The organism is Halarcobacter ebronensis (assembly GCF_013201825.1).
GTDB classification, from domain to species: domain Bacteria; phylum Campylobacterota; class Campylobacteria; order Campylobacterales; family Arcobacteraceae; genus Halarcobacter; species Halarcobacter ebronensis.
Window position 1 is genome coordinate 692,992 of sequence record NZ_CP053836.1, and the last position, 17,516, is coordinate 710,507.

The window sequence follows — 17,516 nt, forward strand, 5'->3', positions numbered from 1 at the left end:
TAAAATTTAAGTTGTTGAAAAGAGTTAGTAACTAATAGTTACAAGATGAAAATAAAATGCTATTTTAATGCTACGAAACCCATAAAATCGAATCTTTAACCAGTATAAAAAGTTGTGTTAGCAGGTGCTTTATCCTTAAGTTTTAGAAAAATCATTGAGGTCATAAGCGCATCATTTAGTGCATCATGTTTTCCAAGTTCAGGAATATCCAACTCTTTCATAATTGTGTCAAATTTCAAATCAACAAATTCATACTCACTTCTTCTTTTTATTGTTTTAAAGTACATTGATGAAACTTCAATTTGGTGATTAGGAAGAGATATTCCTATATACTCTTTTGTATATTTAGAAATAATTGCAATATCAAATTTTATGTAATAACCAATTATTGGTCTATTTCCTATAAACTCAAGAAGTTTAAAAATTGCTTCTTTTGGTTCAGAGGCATTTTCTAAATCTACAGGTCTTATTTGATGAATTTTAATTGATGCACTATTTATACCTTTAGAGGGTTTTACAAAGATATTTAGAGTATCTCTCATTAAAATCTTATTTTTTTTGATTATAACTGCACCAATAGATAAAATTTCATCTTTTTTTGGATTTAATCCTGTTGTTTCACAATCTAAACACACATATTCATCTTTTGGTGGTTCATTAAAAAGATATTCAAAATTTTTGTCCTTTAGACTATTCTTTCGAATTTTATTCATAAATTTTTTTAACATTATAAAATCTTTTCTATTCTAAACGTGTAGATAATAAATTTTTTAAAGCTGATTACAATTTTAAAACTATCTTTTAATAGATCCCTCTCTATTTTCCCTAGAGCGTGAGTATCTATCTCATTGTTTATCTTCTTTTTATCTTGTAGTTGGTGAAGATGAGATTTCAGTCTTAGGGTATTTAGAACTTCAAAAGCTTCTAAAAGTTCATTTGCCATCTGATTTTCTAGAACTTTTTTTTGATTTAAGATTTTTATTCTTTTTACTGTTGTAGTTTCTCTGATTTTTTCCCTTAAAGCCAAGCTTCTAATCCCTTGAACTATTGGAAATATTCCAGTCTTTTTAATATCTATAAAGTAAGTTTTTGTCATAAAATTTGCAACTGTACTTGGAGTATCAAAAGTTAGTGTTGCTTTGGCAAAATATGCCATAAAAACATCTTTATCGTGAAGTTTATTAAACAAGTCATCTTTTAAATTTATAAGTAACTCTTTTTCTCCTGCAACTGCAAAAGAGTCAAAAAATATTGCCAAATCCATGTAGTTTTGCATGGCTGGTGCTTCAATCCATCTTGCTGTTTCACTTTTATATTGTTGTACAGTTTTGCACCAAAATGGGTTACTAACCATAATATTGCCTTCACATGGTGGATAACCAAAATCTATTAATGTTTTAGTCATCTCTTGCATATATGGTCTATATTGTTCAACATCTATTCCATCTTTTACAACCAATGCATTATCTTGGTCAGTTTTTATAATTTGTTCATTTCTCCCTTCACTTCCCATAACAATAAAACAAGCATCTTTTTGAAGCTCTTTAGGAACAATAAATTTATAAATCTTTTTATAGACTTTAGTATTTAGCTGACCTATTAAACTTGAAATATGATTTACTTTTACACCTTTTGCATTAAGTGTTCTTATGGTACTTATTAACTCACCACTTGCATCTTTTAACTCTTCTAGATTTCTTGCATTTTTTATTTTTGTATCAACAACAAAAGTGTGGTTTGCAAAATGAGATAAAACATCAATTTGTTCCAGTGTTCCTAACATTTTGCCACTATTGTCAACAACACCAACTCTTTTGATATTTTTTTTGATTAGAAGAGTTAAGGCATCAAAAAGATAATCATCTTGATTGATAGTAATCAAAGGGAAAATAGCAATCTCTTCAACAAGTATATTTAAATCTCTTCCTTCTAAAAGAACTTTTACCTTTAAAAGTGAGTCTGTAATAATTCCATACTCATTTTCACCTTTTACAAGAATTGTAGAAGTTGCATATTCCATTGATTTTTCAATTGCATCAATTAGGGTAGTTCCTTTTTCAACAATACAAGCAGGATGAAGTATAGTATCATGTACTCTTGCAATCATAAAAGAAGAGAGTTCTGATTTATACTCTTTCTCTTTTAGTGTTTGGAATTTATTAACTAGATTGTTTAAAAAGAAATCTTTGAATCCTTCATTTTGTTCAATTAGTTCAAGAAATATTGTTTTTTCGATTTCATAACAGATTAAATCTTCATAGACCCTAAAGCTATTGTTTGTTTTCCCATAGATTAAAGAGTTCGCGTCAAAAGAGTCTTGTTGATGGAAATCCATCAATATCTCATCCTCTTTATACTCATGGACAATCCCTTTAATTACAATAAAAAAGTGATTAGGAATTTTTTCTGGAGTTATTAAAACCTCTCCTTTTGCATAGTATGCAATATCCATGTGTCTAATACATTTGTCCATTTGTTCTTCTGCCAAGAGTTCAAAGGGGTGTATATTTGAAAGAAAAGATTTTTGATCTCGAAGACTCATCAAATCTCCTTGATTTAGTTTAATTTATTATAGTAAAGATAATCTAAAGAAGAGTACTCTTTTTTATCCCTTAAGATAAGTGATAAAAAAAAGCACTATAAAAAAGTCAACCCGAAGGTTGAACTTTTTTAGTGATTGTGAGCTTCCCCAGCGTTGTTAGGTAATCTAATAGACTCTACTAGTTCCTGAACATGTTGCGGTGGTTCTGGCGTCATTCTTGATACAGCAAATGCCACTATTAAGTGTAAGATTGTACCAATTGTACCAATACCAGTTGGTGCAATTCCTAAGAAATAATCTTCTGGTTTTCCACCTAAGAATACGAAGTATACAATATACCCGAATGTAAAGATAAGACCTGTTAGGATACCTGCAATTGCACCCTCTTTATTCATTCTTTTATCAAATATTCCAAGAATAATTGTAGGGAAGAATGCAGCTGCCGCAAGACCAAATGCAAAAGCAACAACTTGTGCAACGAAACCTGGAGGGTTAATTCCTAAATAACCTGCCACACAAATTGCAACTACCGCTGAAATTCTTGCCCAAGTTAATTCAGTTTTTTCTGTTAATTTAGATTTTCCAGTCTCTGGATCTCTAAATATTACTTGTCCCATTAAGTCATGAGAGATTGCTGATGCAATTACAAGTAATAATCCCGCTGCTGTTGATAGTGCTGCTGCAAGACCCCCAGCAGCTATGAATGCAATAACCCAATTAGGTAAGTTTGCAATCTCTGGATTTGCAAGAACCATAATATCTCTATCAACATATAATTCATTTTCAATTTTTCCAGTATTTGCTAATGGTTTACCATTAGTTGTAGCTCTTTCACCATTTGGACCAACATTCGTTCCATCAAATACAGGTTTTCCACCTTTACCATCAAATGCATCACCTGGAGCATATTGAATTTTACCATCTCCATTTCTATCTGTCCATGCTAATAATCCACCTTGTTCCCAAGTGTTGAACCATTTACCATGATTTGGAGTTCCATCTGCGTGTTTTAATTCACCAGCAACAAACGCTTTATATTCAACATTTTGTACATTTTTGATTAAATTTAATCTAGCAAATGCAGCAACTGAAGATGCAGTTGTATACATAATTGCAATAAATACAAGTGCCCAACCAGCAGAGATTCTAGCATCTTTTACAGTTGGAACTGTAAAAAATCTAACAATAACGTGTGGAAGACCAGCTGTACCAAGCATAAGTGCAGTTGTTAACATAAACATATTCCATAAACTTCCTGGCTCAGTATAAGCTTTAAATCCAAGGTCTGTAATGGCTGTATCCAAGGCATGTAATAAGTATGTTCCTTCAGGAATAACTTTTACTCCATCATCAAAAGCAAATGTTGTTTGACCAAAAAGTGCTAATTGTGGGAAAAATGTATCTGTAATCTGTAAAGATAAGAAGATTGCAGGAATTAAATATGCCATAATCATTACACAATATTGTGCAACTTGAGTATAAGTAATACCTTTCATTCCACCAAGTACAGAGTAGAAGAATACAATTGCCATACCAATAAGTACACCTGTATTTACATCAACTTGTAAAAATCTTGAGAATACAATACCAACCCCTCTCATTTGTCCTGCAACATATGTAAATGAAATAAAGATTACACAAATAACAGCAACAGTTCTTGCTACATTTGAGTAGTATCTATCTCCCACGAAGTCAGGAACAGTAAATTTACCAAATTTTCTTAAATATGGAGCTAGTAACATTGCAAGTAGAACGTATCCACCTGTCCAACCCATTAAGTATGCACTCGCATCAGAACCTTTAAATGCAATGATCCCTGCCATTGAAATAAATGATGCAGCTGACATCCAGTCTGCAGCCGTAGCCATACCATTTGCAACTGGATGAACACCACCACCTGCAACATAGAAGTCCTTAGTAGAACCAGCTTTTGCCCAAAGTGCAATACCAATATATAGTGCGAATGAAACGCCTACGAATAAATATATTAATGTTTGTAATTCCATCTATGACTCCTATTCATGTACGCCATATTTTTCATCAATTGATGCCATTTTTGCAACATAAACAAAAATCAATATAACGAATGCATAGATTGCACCTTGTTGTGCAAACCAAAACCCTAATTTAACACCAGAAATTTCAATTTGATTAAGTTCATTAATAAATAGAATTCCACAACCAAAAGAGACAATAAACCATACAACTAATAATTTAAGTATAGTTGAAATGTTTTCTTTCCAATAAGCTTGAGCTTTCTCAGGACTCATGTAATACTCCTTTTTTTTAATTTACTAAAATATAATCTTTTTAGTAATTCAACAATAAAAGTATAAGCCTCAACTATAGCAAAAATGTAGCAATGAAAAATATTTTTTTTTAAACGTAGGATTAGTGTAGCAAATAAGCTTCAAAGAAGCCTATTTACCGAATAAGATTAAACTGAATAAAATCTATCAATTTTATAACCAAGACCTCTAATATTTTTTATAAAATCCTCTTTTAGTGCTTTTTTTAGTCTAGAAATCTCTGCTCTTATAGTTGGATTGTCAATATTTTCTCCACTCCAAATATCCATTCTAAACTTTTCAAAGTCAACAATCATATTTATATTAAGTGCCAAAATATGAATAATATCAAGCTGTTTTTTAGTTAAAGTTTGAGGTTCACCATTAAAATATAGAGTCTTTTTATCTTTTGAATAAGAGTAATTCTCTGAAAATCTAATATGAGAAGTTGTTTTTTGGTCTTTTTTTAGTATTTGATTTATCTTAATTCCTAACTCTTCTAAATGAAAAGGTTTTTTAATGTACTCTCTACAACCCAAATCATATGCTCTTGTGATATCTTCTATATCATTTAAAGCTGTTATAAATATTGTTGGAATATAGATTCTTTTCATATTAAGCTCTTGTAAAATCTCAAACCCATCTTTTTTAGGTACATTTATATCTAGTACAAGTAAGTCATAACTTATATCTATACTATTTATTACCTCTTCACCATCAGTGAAACTTTCAACCATATGCCCAATGCTTCTTAGATATTCTGAGATTGCATTATTCAACATTAATTCATCTTCAAGAAGTAGTATTTTCATTTATTCTAAACCTATAAGTAAATTTTGTTTCAGTGTCAGTAGATTCAAGTTTGATTATAACCAAATTTTTATCACATATTTCTTTTACAATCCTAAGCCCCAGTCCAAAGCCTCCTCGAGAGTTATTTTCTCTATAAAAATCATCAAAAATCTTATTTATATTTTCAATTTTTTCTGAGTTTGTTTTTACGCTAAACTCTATAAAATCATTTTTAAAATATGTAAGTCTTACATAAATAGCAGATTTTGCATAAGAGTATTTTATTGAGTTAGAGATATTATTATCTATAATTCTTTGAAGTTCTATTCTATTAAATTTAATATATATATCTTCATCAATATTAGTTGTAAAATGTAAATCATTTGAAGTAGCTATCCCTTCAAAAAAGTTTAGTCTCTCTTTCAAATATAAAGAGAAATCAATGTACTCTTTTGGATAATCAACTCTGTCTTTTTTTATTAAATAGGAAAGATCATCATATATATATTGAATGATTTTAGCGCCACTTTCAATATTTGATATATATTTATTTTCCTCTTTTAAAGTATTCATTTTAAGTAGATCTATATTTGTTCTTATAATAGACAATGGAGTATTTATCTCATGTACAGAGTTTTTCAAAAACTTCTTTTGTGAATCAATTAGATTTTGAAGCTCTTTTGTTTGATGATTTACTGTCTCTTCAAGGTGTTTATTTATATCCCTTAACATTGTATTTTTATCTTTGATATTGTGCATTGCATCATAAGCATAGTTTGCAATAACTTTAAACTCTCCAAAAATAAGTCTGTCCTGTTTAATTCTAAGATCATCTTTTTGTGACTCTTTAAAATATTTCCCTATCTCTTTTACATCGTTAACAATCAATATGGTTGCATTTTTGTAAATAAAAATAGAGTAAAGAACTAACATAACAGTTAAAGAGACAATTTGAAGAATATAGTTAGATATCTTTTCATCATATTCATCTTTTTTTATTTGGACAATCTTATTAATTTCATCTAGGTAGATACCTCTTCCAACTGTCCAATTAAGAGGTTCATATGCGTGAGCATAGGAGATTTTAAGGGCATCATCTTTTATTTCTGGTTTATACCAAATATATTGTACAAATCCGCCATCTTTTTTCTTTGAGATATCAATTAACTCTTTTATAACCTTTTTCCCAGAAGGGTCTTTAAACTCATAAAGATTTTTACCTATATACTCTTTTGAAATTGGATAATAAATTGATGTTCCATCAAAGTCATAAATAAAGAGATAATTGTTTAGTTTTTCATTCTCTCGCATCTTTTCTAAAGCTTCAAGAATATCATTTTTTATCTCATTTTCACTTTTTATATCTTTGAATTTATTGTAGTAGTAGTTAATAAATTTTAGACTCTTTTTTACATCAGCTTCTATTAAATCTTTTTGTTTATTCTCATAGTCCGTTTTTATTATTTTAATTTTCTCTTGAAATTCATCAAAAGCATTTTCAATAATTATAAAGGTAAAAGAGGAGGTTAAAATTATAATAAAAAAGATACTGTATAAAATAAGATGGTAAAGGGATTTTGCTTTAATCATTAATAACCTTGCGTATTATATAGATTAAAGGATAACTTAAAAATATTAAAAAATAGATAAAAATGATTGATTAAAAAGGAAGGTAAGTGGCGCGGCCGACGAGACTCGAACTCGCGACCTCCTGCGTGACAGGCAGGCATTCTAACCGACTAAACTACGGCCGCACACTTAGCAAAAAAAAAGCGCTTAACGCGCAAAGAACATATTAAGTTCATGGTGGTCGATATAAGACTCGAACTTATGACATCTACCTTGTAAGGGTAGCGCTCTACCAACTGAGCTAATCGACCAGTGGTGACCCGTGAAGGATTCGAACCTTCGGCCACCTCCTTAAAAGGGAGATGCTCTACCGGCTGAGCTAACGGGTCAATAATCAAAGTGGCGCGGCCGACGAGACTCGAACTCGCGACCTCCTGCGTGACAGGCAGGCATTCTAACCAACTAAACTACGGCCGCACCTTGATTAAAAATGGTGACCCCTAGGAGACTCGAACTCCTGTGGCAAGGATGAAAACCTTGAATCCTAACCGCTAGATGAAGGGGCCAACAATGAAAAAATGGTGGTCGATATAAGACTCGAACTTATGACATCTACCTTGTAAGGGTAGCGCTCTACCAACTGAGCTAATCGACCGAAAAAAATGGTGACCCCTAGGAGACTCGAACTCCTGTGGCAAGGATGAAAACCTTGAATCCTAACCGCTAGATGAAGGGGCCACAAAAAAATCTCTACATTAAGTAGAAAAGTATATGGTGACCCGTGAAGGATTCGAACCTTCGGCCACCTCCTTAAAAGGGAGATGCTCTACCGGCTGAGCTAACGGGTCAAATACCAAATTATAAGAAGTGCATCTTCTTAAAATGGAGTGGAATTATACTTACTTTTTTTCTATTTGTCAAGACTTTTTTGAAAAAAATTGAAAAGTTTTTTTAAAGAATATTTTGCAGCTTTGTTTTGAACTTCACTTCTTGTTCCATCAAAGAGACAAACCTCAATTTCTTTTTTATTTTCTTTACTTGAAATACCAATAACAACTGTTCCAACTGGTTTGTTTTTTGTCCCACCATTTGGCCCTGCTATACCACTTACAGCAATTGCAAAATCTGCATTAAATTTATTTATTACACCATCTAACATCTCTTCAACAACCTCTTTGCTCACTGCACCAAATTTTTCTAAAGTCTCTTTTTTTACCTTTAACTCTTGACTTTTAATCTCATTTGAGTAGGTAATCACTGCACCATTAAAGATATCTGATGAACCAGATATTTGTGTTATTGAAGAGGCAATTAATCCTCCTGTGCAGCTTTCAGCAGTTGTGATTGTTTTTTTATTCTCTCGGAGTAGATTTTGAAACTCTATGAGTTCTTCTTGGGTGATATATAATAAGTCTTTCATTTTGTTATCTTTAAAGTAAAAGAGAGGGTCTCTTTTACTTGTTATCGTCTGTTAACTCTTCTTTAAATCTCTCTTCGTCAAATTTAAGATTAAGGTATTCGCAAACTATTTTTATATCTCTTTCTGCATTACCTAAACATGAAGTTGCACCTGGACTTGGAGTCATATTAAAAAGAATTCCATCACCTGGGTTAATTGAAGCTTCACCAAGCATTAATTTTTGTTGGTCTTTATTTAAAACTTGTGGTCTAACTCCACCAAAACCTTTTGCATACTCTATATCTTCCGTACTTAATGAAGGTACAATTTTTCTTGCATCTTTTACAAATAAGCCTTTATTTATACCAGGAACTTCAAATAAGAAGTTTTTAAATACATAGTTTCTAATATCTGAATCTTTTAATAGATCCCAGAAAATTTTTAAAATATTTCCATCTATATTCATAGTTTTAAGACATTGGAAGAATGATTTTCCACCTTTATATCTCTCTAAAACTAAAAGTGCAAGAGCTGTTGGTCCAAATCTTGTTTTCCCATCACATAAAATATCTGGGTCACCATGAAGTGCAGCAAATGGAAGTTTTGGATTTTGTACCATATATACTTTACCATTTAAAAACTCTCCATTTGTAATATAAAATGAACCAGCCATTGATAATGATCCCATATGATCTCCATATCCCATTTTATGTGCAAGATATAGTGAGTGAGCTCCCGCATTTACAACAACAAAATTTGCAGTAAATACTGAACCACTTGTAGTAGTTAATTTATAAATATCTCCAACTTTTTCTATCTCATCTACTTCAGCATTAAAGTATATATCAGTTAGTTTTTCTTTCTCTTCTTGTCCCGCTTTTGCAAGCTCTTTTGTCATTGCACCAAAATCAACAGTTGTATATTCACTTTGAGTTCCCATTGCTAAAATTGGTTCTGGTCTATCTTTTGTTTGTTCTTTATCAGCATAAACTAGTTTAGGCTCTAGCTCTCTTAGTCTCTCTTTATCCCAAAGTTCTAAATAAGGGAAAAGTTCTTTAAACTCTTCATATCTATTTTTAATAAAATTTACCTCTTTTTCACCAACCCCTAATGCCATTTTTTGATGAGCAAACATAATTTTGTCTTGTAACCCTCTTTGTAGGTTAAATTTAACAATCATATTTGCAGTTCTTTTTGTTATTTTTGCTTTTTCAAGTGTATAGTTAGTTTCAATATCACCCACGTGAATAGTTTGTGAGTTACTTGTTCCTTTTGAGTTTAAAGTTGCTAAATCCTCATATTTTTCTAGCATACATACACTTTTTACATCGGTGTATCTTGCTAACTCATAGAAGAGTGCAGCCCCTGAGATACCACCACCTACAATTACTACATCATAATGTTTTGTATTCATTTACTTTCGTCCTATTGTACTTTTGATTTTTAACGATTTTAGCATATTAATAGACATTTTCATAAGAAAGAAGAAGTGAAAATGATAACTTTGCCAAAATTATGTTTTATAGTAACATTTTATTGTTTTTTCATCAATTAAGAGGATGTTCAAAATGAGTACATTTGTAACTTTTAACTAAATAATAAAGCAATCAAATAGTAAAATGTATAAATATTGTGTACAAAGAAAAAAAGTTGTACATGGTAAAGATGGAAAACTTATTATAAAAAATTAACATAAGATTAGATATAATCTGCGATTTATAGAATATATATAACAATAGTAAAATTAAGGTATTTAAGATGGATTATAAAGAGAGTTTATTACTACCAAACACTGAGTTTCCAATGAGAGGAAACCTTCCACAAAAAGAGCCTGAGAGATACAGACTTTGGGAAGATTCAAAAGTTTATGAAAAAATGAAAAAAAACAGAGAAGGAAAACCTTCTTTTACCCTACACGATGGACCACCATATGCCAATGGACATATACATATTGGTCATGCATTAAATAAAATTTTGAAAGATATTATTGTTAAGTATCACTATTTTGATGGTAAATCAGTAAGATATGTTCCAGGATGGGATTGTCATGGATTACCAATTGAACAAAAAGTTGAAGAGAAAATAGGAGCAACTAAGAAAAAAGAGCTTCCAAAATCAAAAATTAGAGAACTTTGTAGAGCCCATGCTACAACATTTATAGATATTCAAAGGGAAGAGTTTAAAAAATTAGGTGTAATAGGTGATTGGGAAAACCCATATTTAACTATGGATTTTAAATTTGAAGCAAATATCTATAGAGAACTTTGTGCCATTGCAAAACAAGGACTTTTAGTACAAAGAAGTAAACCTGTTTATTGGTCTTGGGCAGCACAAACAGCACTTGCTGAAGCAGAGGTTGAGTATGAAAATAAAACCTCTCCATCAATTTTTGTGGCATTTAAACATGAAAAAATGGATGCAAGTTTAATTATTTGGACTACAACCCCCTGGACACTTCCTGCAAATACAGGAATTGCATTAAATGCAGAAGAGGAGTATGTTTTAACAAGTGATAAATTTATAGTTGCAAAAAAACTTTATAATTCACTTGTAGAAAATGAAGTAATCTCTGGAACTGTTGTTGAAACAATCGATCCTAAAAGTTTAGAAAATAGTTTTGCGATAAATCCTTTAAATGATAGAAAATCTAAAATTGTTTTAGGTGAGCACGTTGAGATGGAATCAGGTTCAGGTGCAGTTCATACAGCTCCTGGACATGGAGAAGATGACTACAAAGTTGGTCTAAGATATGGTCTTGATGTTCTTATGCCTGTTGATGCTGAGGGTAAATATGATGAAACAATTGTAAGAGAAAAACTATTTAGAGATACAGACAAATATTTAGGAATGCATGTTTTTAAAGCAAATGAGATGATTTTAGAAGAGCTTCTTGAAAATAAAGCACTTTTAAAAAGAGTTGATATTGTTCACTCATATCCTCACTGTTGGAGAACTCACAAACCTATTATTTTTAGAGCAACAAAACAGTGGTTTATCTCTATTGATGATAAATATGGTAAAGAGAATAAAACTCTAAGAGAGAATGCTTTAAAAGTTGTAAATGAGATTAAGTTTTACCCTGAGTGGGGAAGAAATAGACTTAAAGCAATGCTTGAAGGAAGACCTGACTGGTGTATTTCACGTCAAAGAGATTGGGGTGTGCCAATAGCATTTTTTAGAAATAAAAAAACTGATGAGATAATTTTTGATGAAAAAGTTATGAACTATACAGCAATGATTTTTGAACAAAAAGGTTGCGATGCTTGGTATGATTTAAGTATTGAAGAGCTTTTATATCCTGGAAGTGGATTAAATCCAGATGATTTAGAAAAAACTATGGATATTCTAGATGTATGGTTTGACTCTGGTTCAACACAAAATGCAGTTTTAAGAAGTAGAAATTATGATGCAGGAACATTCCCTGCTGATATGTATTTAGAAGGAAGTGACCAACATAGAGGTTGGTTCCAATCTTCACTTTTGACAACTTTAGCTTCACAAGAGATTGCACCATATAAAGCTTTAGTAACTCATGGATTTACTATGGATGAAAAAGGTGAAAAAATGTCTAAGTCAAAGGGGAATGTAATTGATCCTGCGAAAATCATGAAACAATATGGTTCTGAGATACTTAGATTATGGGTTGCAATGAGTGATTATCAAAATGACCAAAAAATATCAGATAACATCTTAAAACAAAATGCAGAACTATATAGAAAGATTAGAAATACTGCAAGATTTTTACTTGCAAATATAAATGACTTAAAAGAGATAGTATCTGTTGATAAAATGGGAATTTTAGATAAATGGGTATTAAGTAGAGCTAAAAAAACTTTTGATGAAATCGATGCAGCATTTTCTGTATATGAGTATTCAAAAGGGTTAAATAAATTAAACAACTTCTTAGTTGTTGACCTTTCTGGTATCTATTTAGATGTTTGTAAAGATAGATTATATTGTGATGATAAAAATGATATTCATAGAGTTGCTTCTCAAAGTGCAATGGCAATTATTTTGAAAAAACTTATCTCAACTCTAGCTTGTATCCTTACATATACAATGGATGAGCTAATTGAGTTTGCACCTAAATTTATAAAAGGTGAAGCAAAAGATATTTTTGATTTTGAAAAAGTTGAGTTAGAAGAAGTTGAATCAAAACTAAATGAAGAGATTCTATTAGTAGCAAAAGATAAATTTAGTGAAGCAATTGATACACTAAAAAAAGATAAAATAATAAAATCAACATTAGAGTTAGAGATATCAACAAATTGTGAAGATATTTTAAGTCTAGAGAGAGTTGAAATGGAAGATTGGTTCCTTGTTAGCTCAATTACAAATGAAAAACAAGATGAAGTATTGGCTACTTTTGAAGTAGAAAACTTCAAATTTAGTGTAACAAAAGCAAAAAATGCTAAATGTCCAAGATGTTGGAAATTTACTTCAAGTAGTGAAGAACATCTTTGTAGTAGATGTGAAAGTGTTGTTAAATAATTATGTTTGAGTCTGAAATTTCACTTTCGTTTATAATTTACACAATTGTTGTAATCTTAATGTTAACAGCAATTGGAATAATATATGTAAATAAAAAAAGTAAAAAGGTTGATAAAGAGAAATGATGCCCTTTAGCGATGAAGATTTAAAACCTGCAGTTGGCTCAATAATAAAGAGTAGAATTGCTCCAATGTTAGCAAAAGATGGTGGAGCAATAGTTTTACTAGATATAATTGATGGAAAAGTTTATGTTCAGCTGCAAGGTGCATGTGTTGGATGTAGTGCAAGTGGAAGTACACTAAAGTTTATAGTGGAAAAAGAGTTAAAAGCAGCAATCCATCCAGAACTAAAAATAATAAATGTACCACAAGGTATGGAAGATAAATTACAGGAGCTTGAATGATAAATGAGAATAAATTATTAAATGAAGCTAATAACTACTTTTTAGAAAAAAGTTATGACAAAGCTTTATTTTTATATTCACAACTATCATCATTTTTCCCAAAAAATAGAGAGTATCCAATATTTGCTCTTTTTTGTGATATTGCAAGTGAAGACGAAGAGAAAGGACTCTCTTTGTTTGATTATTTCAGTGTTGCAAAAAATGAGAATTTGGATACGGCAATAGCTTATGTAGAAGATACTGTAAATGCATACGATGGCGATGTAGATAAGATGATGCATATTTTAGAAGAGTTAACAAATTCAACTGTAGAGTCTTTGGATGCAATTAGATATGAGGATTTTAAAACTCTTATTGAATCAAGAGGTTCTTTTAGAATTGCTTTTGAAGATATTATGTTTTCAACAAAAGTTGCAATAGAGACAAAAGAGGACTTTTTTGATTTTGTAACAAAACTTATTGATAATGACTTTAATAGTACTGCATACAGCTATTTAGATGGATTTAACGAGTATTTTTCCTATGATTCAAAAATAGAAGAACTATATAAAAAACTAGAAGAGAAAAAAATTGCAACTGACCATAAATAATAAGATCTACACAGATAATTCAAAAGAGGCGAAAAAAGGTACAGTTTTTGTAATCTCAAAACAGAATGAAAAATTTGTAGAAGATGCAAAAAGTAACGGATGTGAAGAGTTTATAGAGGCAAAAGACTTAACAACTCATTTTGATATGAAAGCAATAAAAATAATTGGTGTTACAGGTACAAATGGCAAAACAACAACTACTGCTGCAATATACTCTATACTTCTTGATTTAGGATATAAAGTTGCACTTCAAGGTACAAGAGGTTTTTATATAAATGATGAAAAGATGGAGGATTATACTTTAACAACTCCTATGCAACTTGGAAATTTTGCCCATATACAAAAGGCTTTAGAAGAGGGTTGTCAATTTTTCGTAATGGAAGTTAGTTCCCATGCGATTGAACAAAAAAGAGTTGAAGGATTAGATTTTGAACTAAAAGTTCATACAAATATAACAAGAGACCATTTAGATTATCACAAAACAATAGAAGAGTATATAAATGTAAAAAACTCATTTTTTAGTGATGAGAGTAAAAAACTTATAAACAAAGATGATCCAGTAGTTAAATTTAATCCTAAAAATGCTTTAACCTATGGTTTAGAGCTACCTTCAACATATAAAGTCAGCGCATATTCATTTACAAATGGTACAAATGTTATGTTTAATAAAATTTCAGAAGTACACTCTTTTACTTCCGCGCTTATGGGAATTTTTAATATTTATAACATTATGGCAGCAGTTGCAAGTGTTGATATGGTTACAGATAACTCATTAGATGAAATATGCAATGTAGTAGAAAATTTTGCAGGAGTGGAAGGAAGAATGGAGATAATCTCTAGTGATCCTTTTGTAATTGTAGATTTTGCCCACACTCCAGATGGAATGAAAAAGATTTTTGAAAGTTTTAATCATAAAGATATTATTGCTGTTTTTGGAGCAGGGGGAAATAGAGATAAACAAAAAAGACCTTTGATGGGAAAAGTTGCTGCCAACTTTGCAAAAACTATTATCGTAACTTCTGATAATCCAAGATTTGAAGATCCAGATGAAATAATCCAAGATATATGTGTTGGAATAGAAAAAAAAGATAATCTAATAGTTGAGGTAAATAGAAAAGAGGCTATTAAAAAAGCAGTTGAACTAGGTAAAAAGAATCCTAGCAGTGTTGTTTTAATCCTTGGAAAAGGTGATGAGCCTTATCAAATAATATATGATAAGAAGTTTCCTTTAGTGGACAAAGATGAGGTATTAAAGCACCTTTAATGGTATGCTCTAATAATAACTCCTTGTTCATTTTCATTTTCTGATTTTACATAATATTGGGAAGAGGTAACAATAGTATCTTCTCCTAATATTTTTTTGATATACCAAACACTCTCTAAAATTCTCTCTGTTGCAAGTCCAATAAAGAGATACTCTTTAACTTTTTTATTTAGTGCTTCTTCTTGGTTTTTAATATCATTTTCTATACTTTTATAGATAATAGAGTCATTTTCAGAGATAAGAGGCACTATTTCAAATCTATTTGCATTTCTATTGTCCAGTAAAAATTTATCCATCTCCTCTTTGCACTCTTTAATTGGAAAAGAGATTTTTCCACTTTTAAATTCATAGCAGTTATAGGTTGCATAATTTTTTGAATCATAGAGTTCTTTAAAGCTTAATCTATTTTTTGTCTCTTTTGTATAGACTGGTTCCTCTTTTTTTGTCTCTTTGTTAAATATATATATGGCAATAAAAATTAAAATGGCAGTGATACTTAATAAAACCAATAAAATCTTATTGTTTTCACTTTTTTTTATATGTTTAAAACTATTTAAAGTAGCTCTTTTAGCACTTCCTTTTTCAAATAATGCTCTTGTTTTGCTAGCTTTTTGAATCTTTTGTTTTAACTGTTCTTGTAGTTGTTCTTGGCTTAAGTTCGCACTTCCCATAGCATTTTTTAGTTCATCTATTTTGTTATCTTCCAAAATTTACCTTAGTTTTTATATTTTATAAATAGATATAAATAGTTAATAAAATGATAGCTAAAAAGTATGGATAGTATGATTAATTATTAGGTTTAGAAGATAGAGTTTTCTCTATCTTCTTTATTAAAAACTGTAGTTTAGTTTTAACCAAAGTTCATCTGTTCTGTTATCTGCAATTTTTTCATCAAGTGAAAAATATACTAAATTTGCAGTTACATTTTTTAGTTGAGGAATTTTATATAATAGTGCTCCTCCATAACCTTTATAATCAGCTTTATTCCCATAGTCATCATCTCTGTCTGCTGTTACATATTTAAGTTGTCCTGTTAAACCTTGAACACCTGCTTTTGCAAAATTATATTTTAAAGTATAACTATAACTATCTGTTCCTGCTTGACTTGCATAAACATAAGGACCTCTAATTAATGGGAAAGTATATGTTAAAGCTCCAAGTCCCATCCCTAAAATAGCTCTATCGCTATCACTAACTGTTGAATATGCTACATCAAAACCAAAACCAGCAAATCCAGAAGCAGATAGTCTAATTTCGCTAATATCTCCTTCCCAGTTTAATGAATCAAGTTTTTCCCCTGTTTGAGATTTTCTATATCTTAAATCAATTCCAAATTTATAATCACCAACAGGAATAGAGTAGTTTAATTCACTGTAGTAGATAGATAAATCATCACTAGCAGTTGGAGATGAACTATTATTTCCTAGATCTTGAATATTTAAGTATTGCCCTGTAATTTGAAGATTATCAATTGATCTATTTTTAAATCCAAAAGCATATGCTCCATCAAATTCATAACCATAAGAGCCAGCACCACCTAAAACAACTTTTTTTCTAAATTTAGGAGCATCTCCTATTCCATCACCAGATACATTTGAAGTCCTTCCTTGGAATTTTTGTATAAAGTGTGCAAACAAATCTGTATCTTTAAAAGATTTATTCATAAGACTTACACCCTCAAATGATTCTCTATTTATCCTTGCAAAGTTACCATTGATAAGAGGGCTTACAATATATTGTCTACCAGCTTTTATATCAAAACCATTTGCTGTATAATCAATAAATGCTTCTGAAAGTACTGAACCAGAAGCATACTCTTCATTAACATACATAGATTTTGCATCATCACTTGCAAAAGGTGTTGCATTTGCTTGAAATGTTGCTCCAAACTTAAAATTATAGTAAGAGTCAGTAAGATAACCTAATTCAAGGGCAGTATTAAAAATACTACTGCCAGTTTTATTTCCTGCATTATCAATATCTTTATCCCAATACCATACTTTTAATTGACCTTTAACACTACCATTTTTAAATGCATCGGTAATATTATCAGCAGCTAATGCATTTGTACAACAGCCAAGTACAAATGCAACAAGACTTAATTTAATTAATTTCATATTATCTCCTTTTATATGATTTAATAAAATTTTATTACCAAGTTTTAATGCAAACATAACA

The 17,516-nt window shown here is 30.5% G+C and carries 15 protein-coding genes and 8 tRNA genes; 5 read left to right on the forward strand and 18 right to left on the reverse strand.

Translation table 11 applies throughout. The features are described from left to right. Positions 1-95: 95 nt before the first annotated feature. From AEBR_RS03445 to AEBR_RS03520, 16 genes are all read right to left on the reverse strand, one after another. On the reverse strand, positions 96-728 hold the full coding sequence (locus AEBR_RS03445; RefSeq protein ID WP_129088004.1) for a 3'-5' exonuclease: 633 nt from the start codon (positions 726-728) through the stop codon (positions 96-98). After that, entirely contained in the window at positions 728-2,542 is a 1,815-nt protein-coding gene (locus tag AEBR_RS03450; RefSeq protein ID WP_129088003.1) for a DUF294 nucleotidyltransferase-like domain-containing protein, read from the reverse strand. The genes AEBR_RS03445 and AEBR_RS03450 overlap by 1 nt, the downstream gene beginning before the upstream one ends. Positions 2,543-2,670: 128 nt before the next feature. Beyond that, positions 2,671-4,548, reverse strand: coding sequence for a sodium:solute symporter family protein (locus tag AEBR_RS03455; protein ID WP_129088002.1), 1,878 nt, complete (start codon positions 4,546-4,548; stop codon positions 2,671-2,673). Between the two features lie 9 nt (positions 4,549-4,557). Continuing rightward, the gene (locus AEBR_RS03460; RefSeq protein ID WP_128982259.1) at positions 4,558-4,812 is read right to left on the reverse strand and encodes a DUF4212 domain-containing protein; all 255 of its coding nucleotides are present in this window, start codon (positions 4,810-4,812) and stop codon (positions 4,558-4,560) included. Positions 4,813-4,979: 167 nt separating this feature from the next. Next, positions 4,980-5,642: a response regulator transcription factor gene (locus AEBR_RS03465; protein ID WP_129088001.1), complete on the reverse strand. Its 663-nt coding sequence runs from the start codon at positions 5,640-5,642 to the stop codon at positions 4,980-4,982. Next, positions 5,623-7,212: a sensor histidine kinase gene (locus tag AEBR_RS03470; RefSeq protein WP_129088000.1), complete on the reverse strand. Its 1,590-nt coding sequence runs from the start codon at positions 7,210-7,212 to the stop codon at positions 5,623-5,625. Before AEBR_RS03470 ends, AEBR_RS03465 begins: the two co-directional genes overlap by 20 nt. 87 nt (positions 7,213-7,299) lie before the next feature. After that, a tRNA-Asp gene (locus tag AEBR_RS03475) sits at positions 7,300-7,376 on the reverse strand. 50 nt (positions 7,377-7,426) lie between these two features. After that, a tRNA-Val gene (locus AEBR_RS03480) sits at positions 7,427-7,502 on the reverse strand. Positions 7,503-7,504: 2 nt separating this feature from the next. Further along, positions 7,505-7,580 (reverse strand) — tRNA-Lys (locus AEBR_RS03485). 11 nt (positions 7,581-7,591) lie between these two features. After that, positions 7,592-7,668: transfer RNA gene (locus AEBR_RS03490), tRNA-Asp, on the reverse strand. 14 nt (positions 7,669-7,682) lie between these two features. After that, a tRNA-Glu gene (locus AEBR_RS03495) sits at positions 7,683-7,757 on the reverse strand. 13 nt (positions 7,758-7,770) lie between these two features. Beyond that, positions 7,771-7,846: transfer RNA gene (locus AEBR_RS03500), tRNA-Val, on the reverse strand. Positions 7,847-7,854: 8 nt separating this feature from the next. After that, positions 7,855-7,929 (reverse strand) — tRNA-Glu (locus AEBR_RS03505). Between the two features lie 34 nt (positions 7,930-7,963). Next, positions 7,964-8,039: transfer RNA gene (locus tag AEBR_RS03510), tRNA-Lys, on the reverse strand. A 62-nt stretch (positions 8,040-8,101) separates the two neighbouring features. Continuing rightward, complete coding sequence (locus AEBR_RS03515; RefSeq protein ID WP_129087999.1) at positions 8,102-8,611, reverse strand: CinA family protein; 510 nt, start codon at positions 8,609-8,611, stop codon at positions 8,102-8,104. Between the two features lie 34 nt (positions 8,612-8,645). Next, positions 8,646-10,004 carry an FAD-dependent oxidoreductase gene (locus AEBR_RS03520; protein WP_129087998.1) on the reverse strand — a complete coding sequence of 453 codons (1,359 nt, stop codon included), beginning with the start codon at positions 10,002-10,004 and terminating at the stop codon, positions 8,646-8,648. Between the two features lie 344 nt (positions 10,005-10,348). On the opposite strand from AEBR_RS03520, the gene ileS reads away from it, so the two are divergent. The 5 genes from ileS to AEBR_RS03540 are packed head-to-tail and all read left to right on the forward strand — an operon-like array spanning position 10,349 to position 15,338. After that, positions 10,349-13,081, forward strand: a complete 2,733-nt coding sequence (gene ileS / locus AEBR_RS03525; protein WP_129087997.1) for an isoleucine--tRNA ligase — start codon at positions 10,349-10,351, stop codon at positions 13,079-13,081. A gap of 2 nt (positions 13,082-13,083) precedes the next feature. Continuing rightward, on the forward strand, positions 13,084-13,206 hold the full coding sequence (locus AEBR_RS15545) for a hypothetical protein (RefSeq protein WP_267284947.1): 123 nt from the start codon (positions 13,084-13,086) through the stop codon (positions 13,204-13,206). Then, complete coding sequence (locus AEBR_RS03530) at positions 13,203-13,484, forward strand: NifU family protein (RefSeq protein ID WP_129087996.1); 282 nt, start codon at positions 13,203-13,205, stop codon at positions 13,482-13,484. The genes AEBR_RS15545 and AEBR_RS03530 overlap by 4 nt, the downstream gene beginning before the upstream one ends. After that, complete coding sequence (locus AEBR_RS03535; RefSeq protein ID WP_129087995.1) at positions 13,481-14,074, forward strand: hypothetical protein; 594 nt, start codon at positions 13,481-13,483, stop codon at positions 14,072-14,074. Before AEBR_RS03530 ends, AEBR_RS03535 begins: the two co-directional genes overlap by 4 nt. Beyond that, entirely contained in the window at positions 14,055-15,338 is a 1,284-nt protein-coding gene (locus AEBR_RS03540; RefSeq protein WP_129087994.1) for a UDP-N-acetylmuramoyl-L-alanyl-D-glutamate--2,6-diaminopimelate ligase, read from the forward strand. Before AEBR_RS03535 ends, AEBR_RS03540 begins: the two co-directional genes overlap by 20 nt. Here AEBR_RS03540 and AEBR_RS03545 read toward each other — a convergent pair. Together AEBR_RS03545 and AEBR_RS03550 are read right to left on the reverse strand one after the other, a co-directional pair. After that, positions 15,335-16,045: a hypothetical protein gene (locus AEBR_RS03545; protein ID WP_129087993.1), complete on the reverse strand. Its 711-nt coding sequence runs from the start codon at positions 16,043-16,045 to the stop codon at positions 15,335-15,337. The genes AEBR_RS03540 and AEBR_RS03545 overlap by 4 nt on opposite strands. A gap of 123 nt (positions 16,046-16,168) precedes the next feature. Continuing rightward, on the reverse strand, positions 16,169-17,455 hold the full coding sequence (locus tag AEBR_RS03550; RefSeq protein ID WP_164969518.1) for an OprD family outer membrane porin: 1,287 nt from the start codon (positions 17,453-17,455) through the stop codon (positions 16,169-16,171). Positions 17,456-17,516 lie beyond the last annotated feature (61 nt).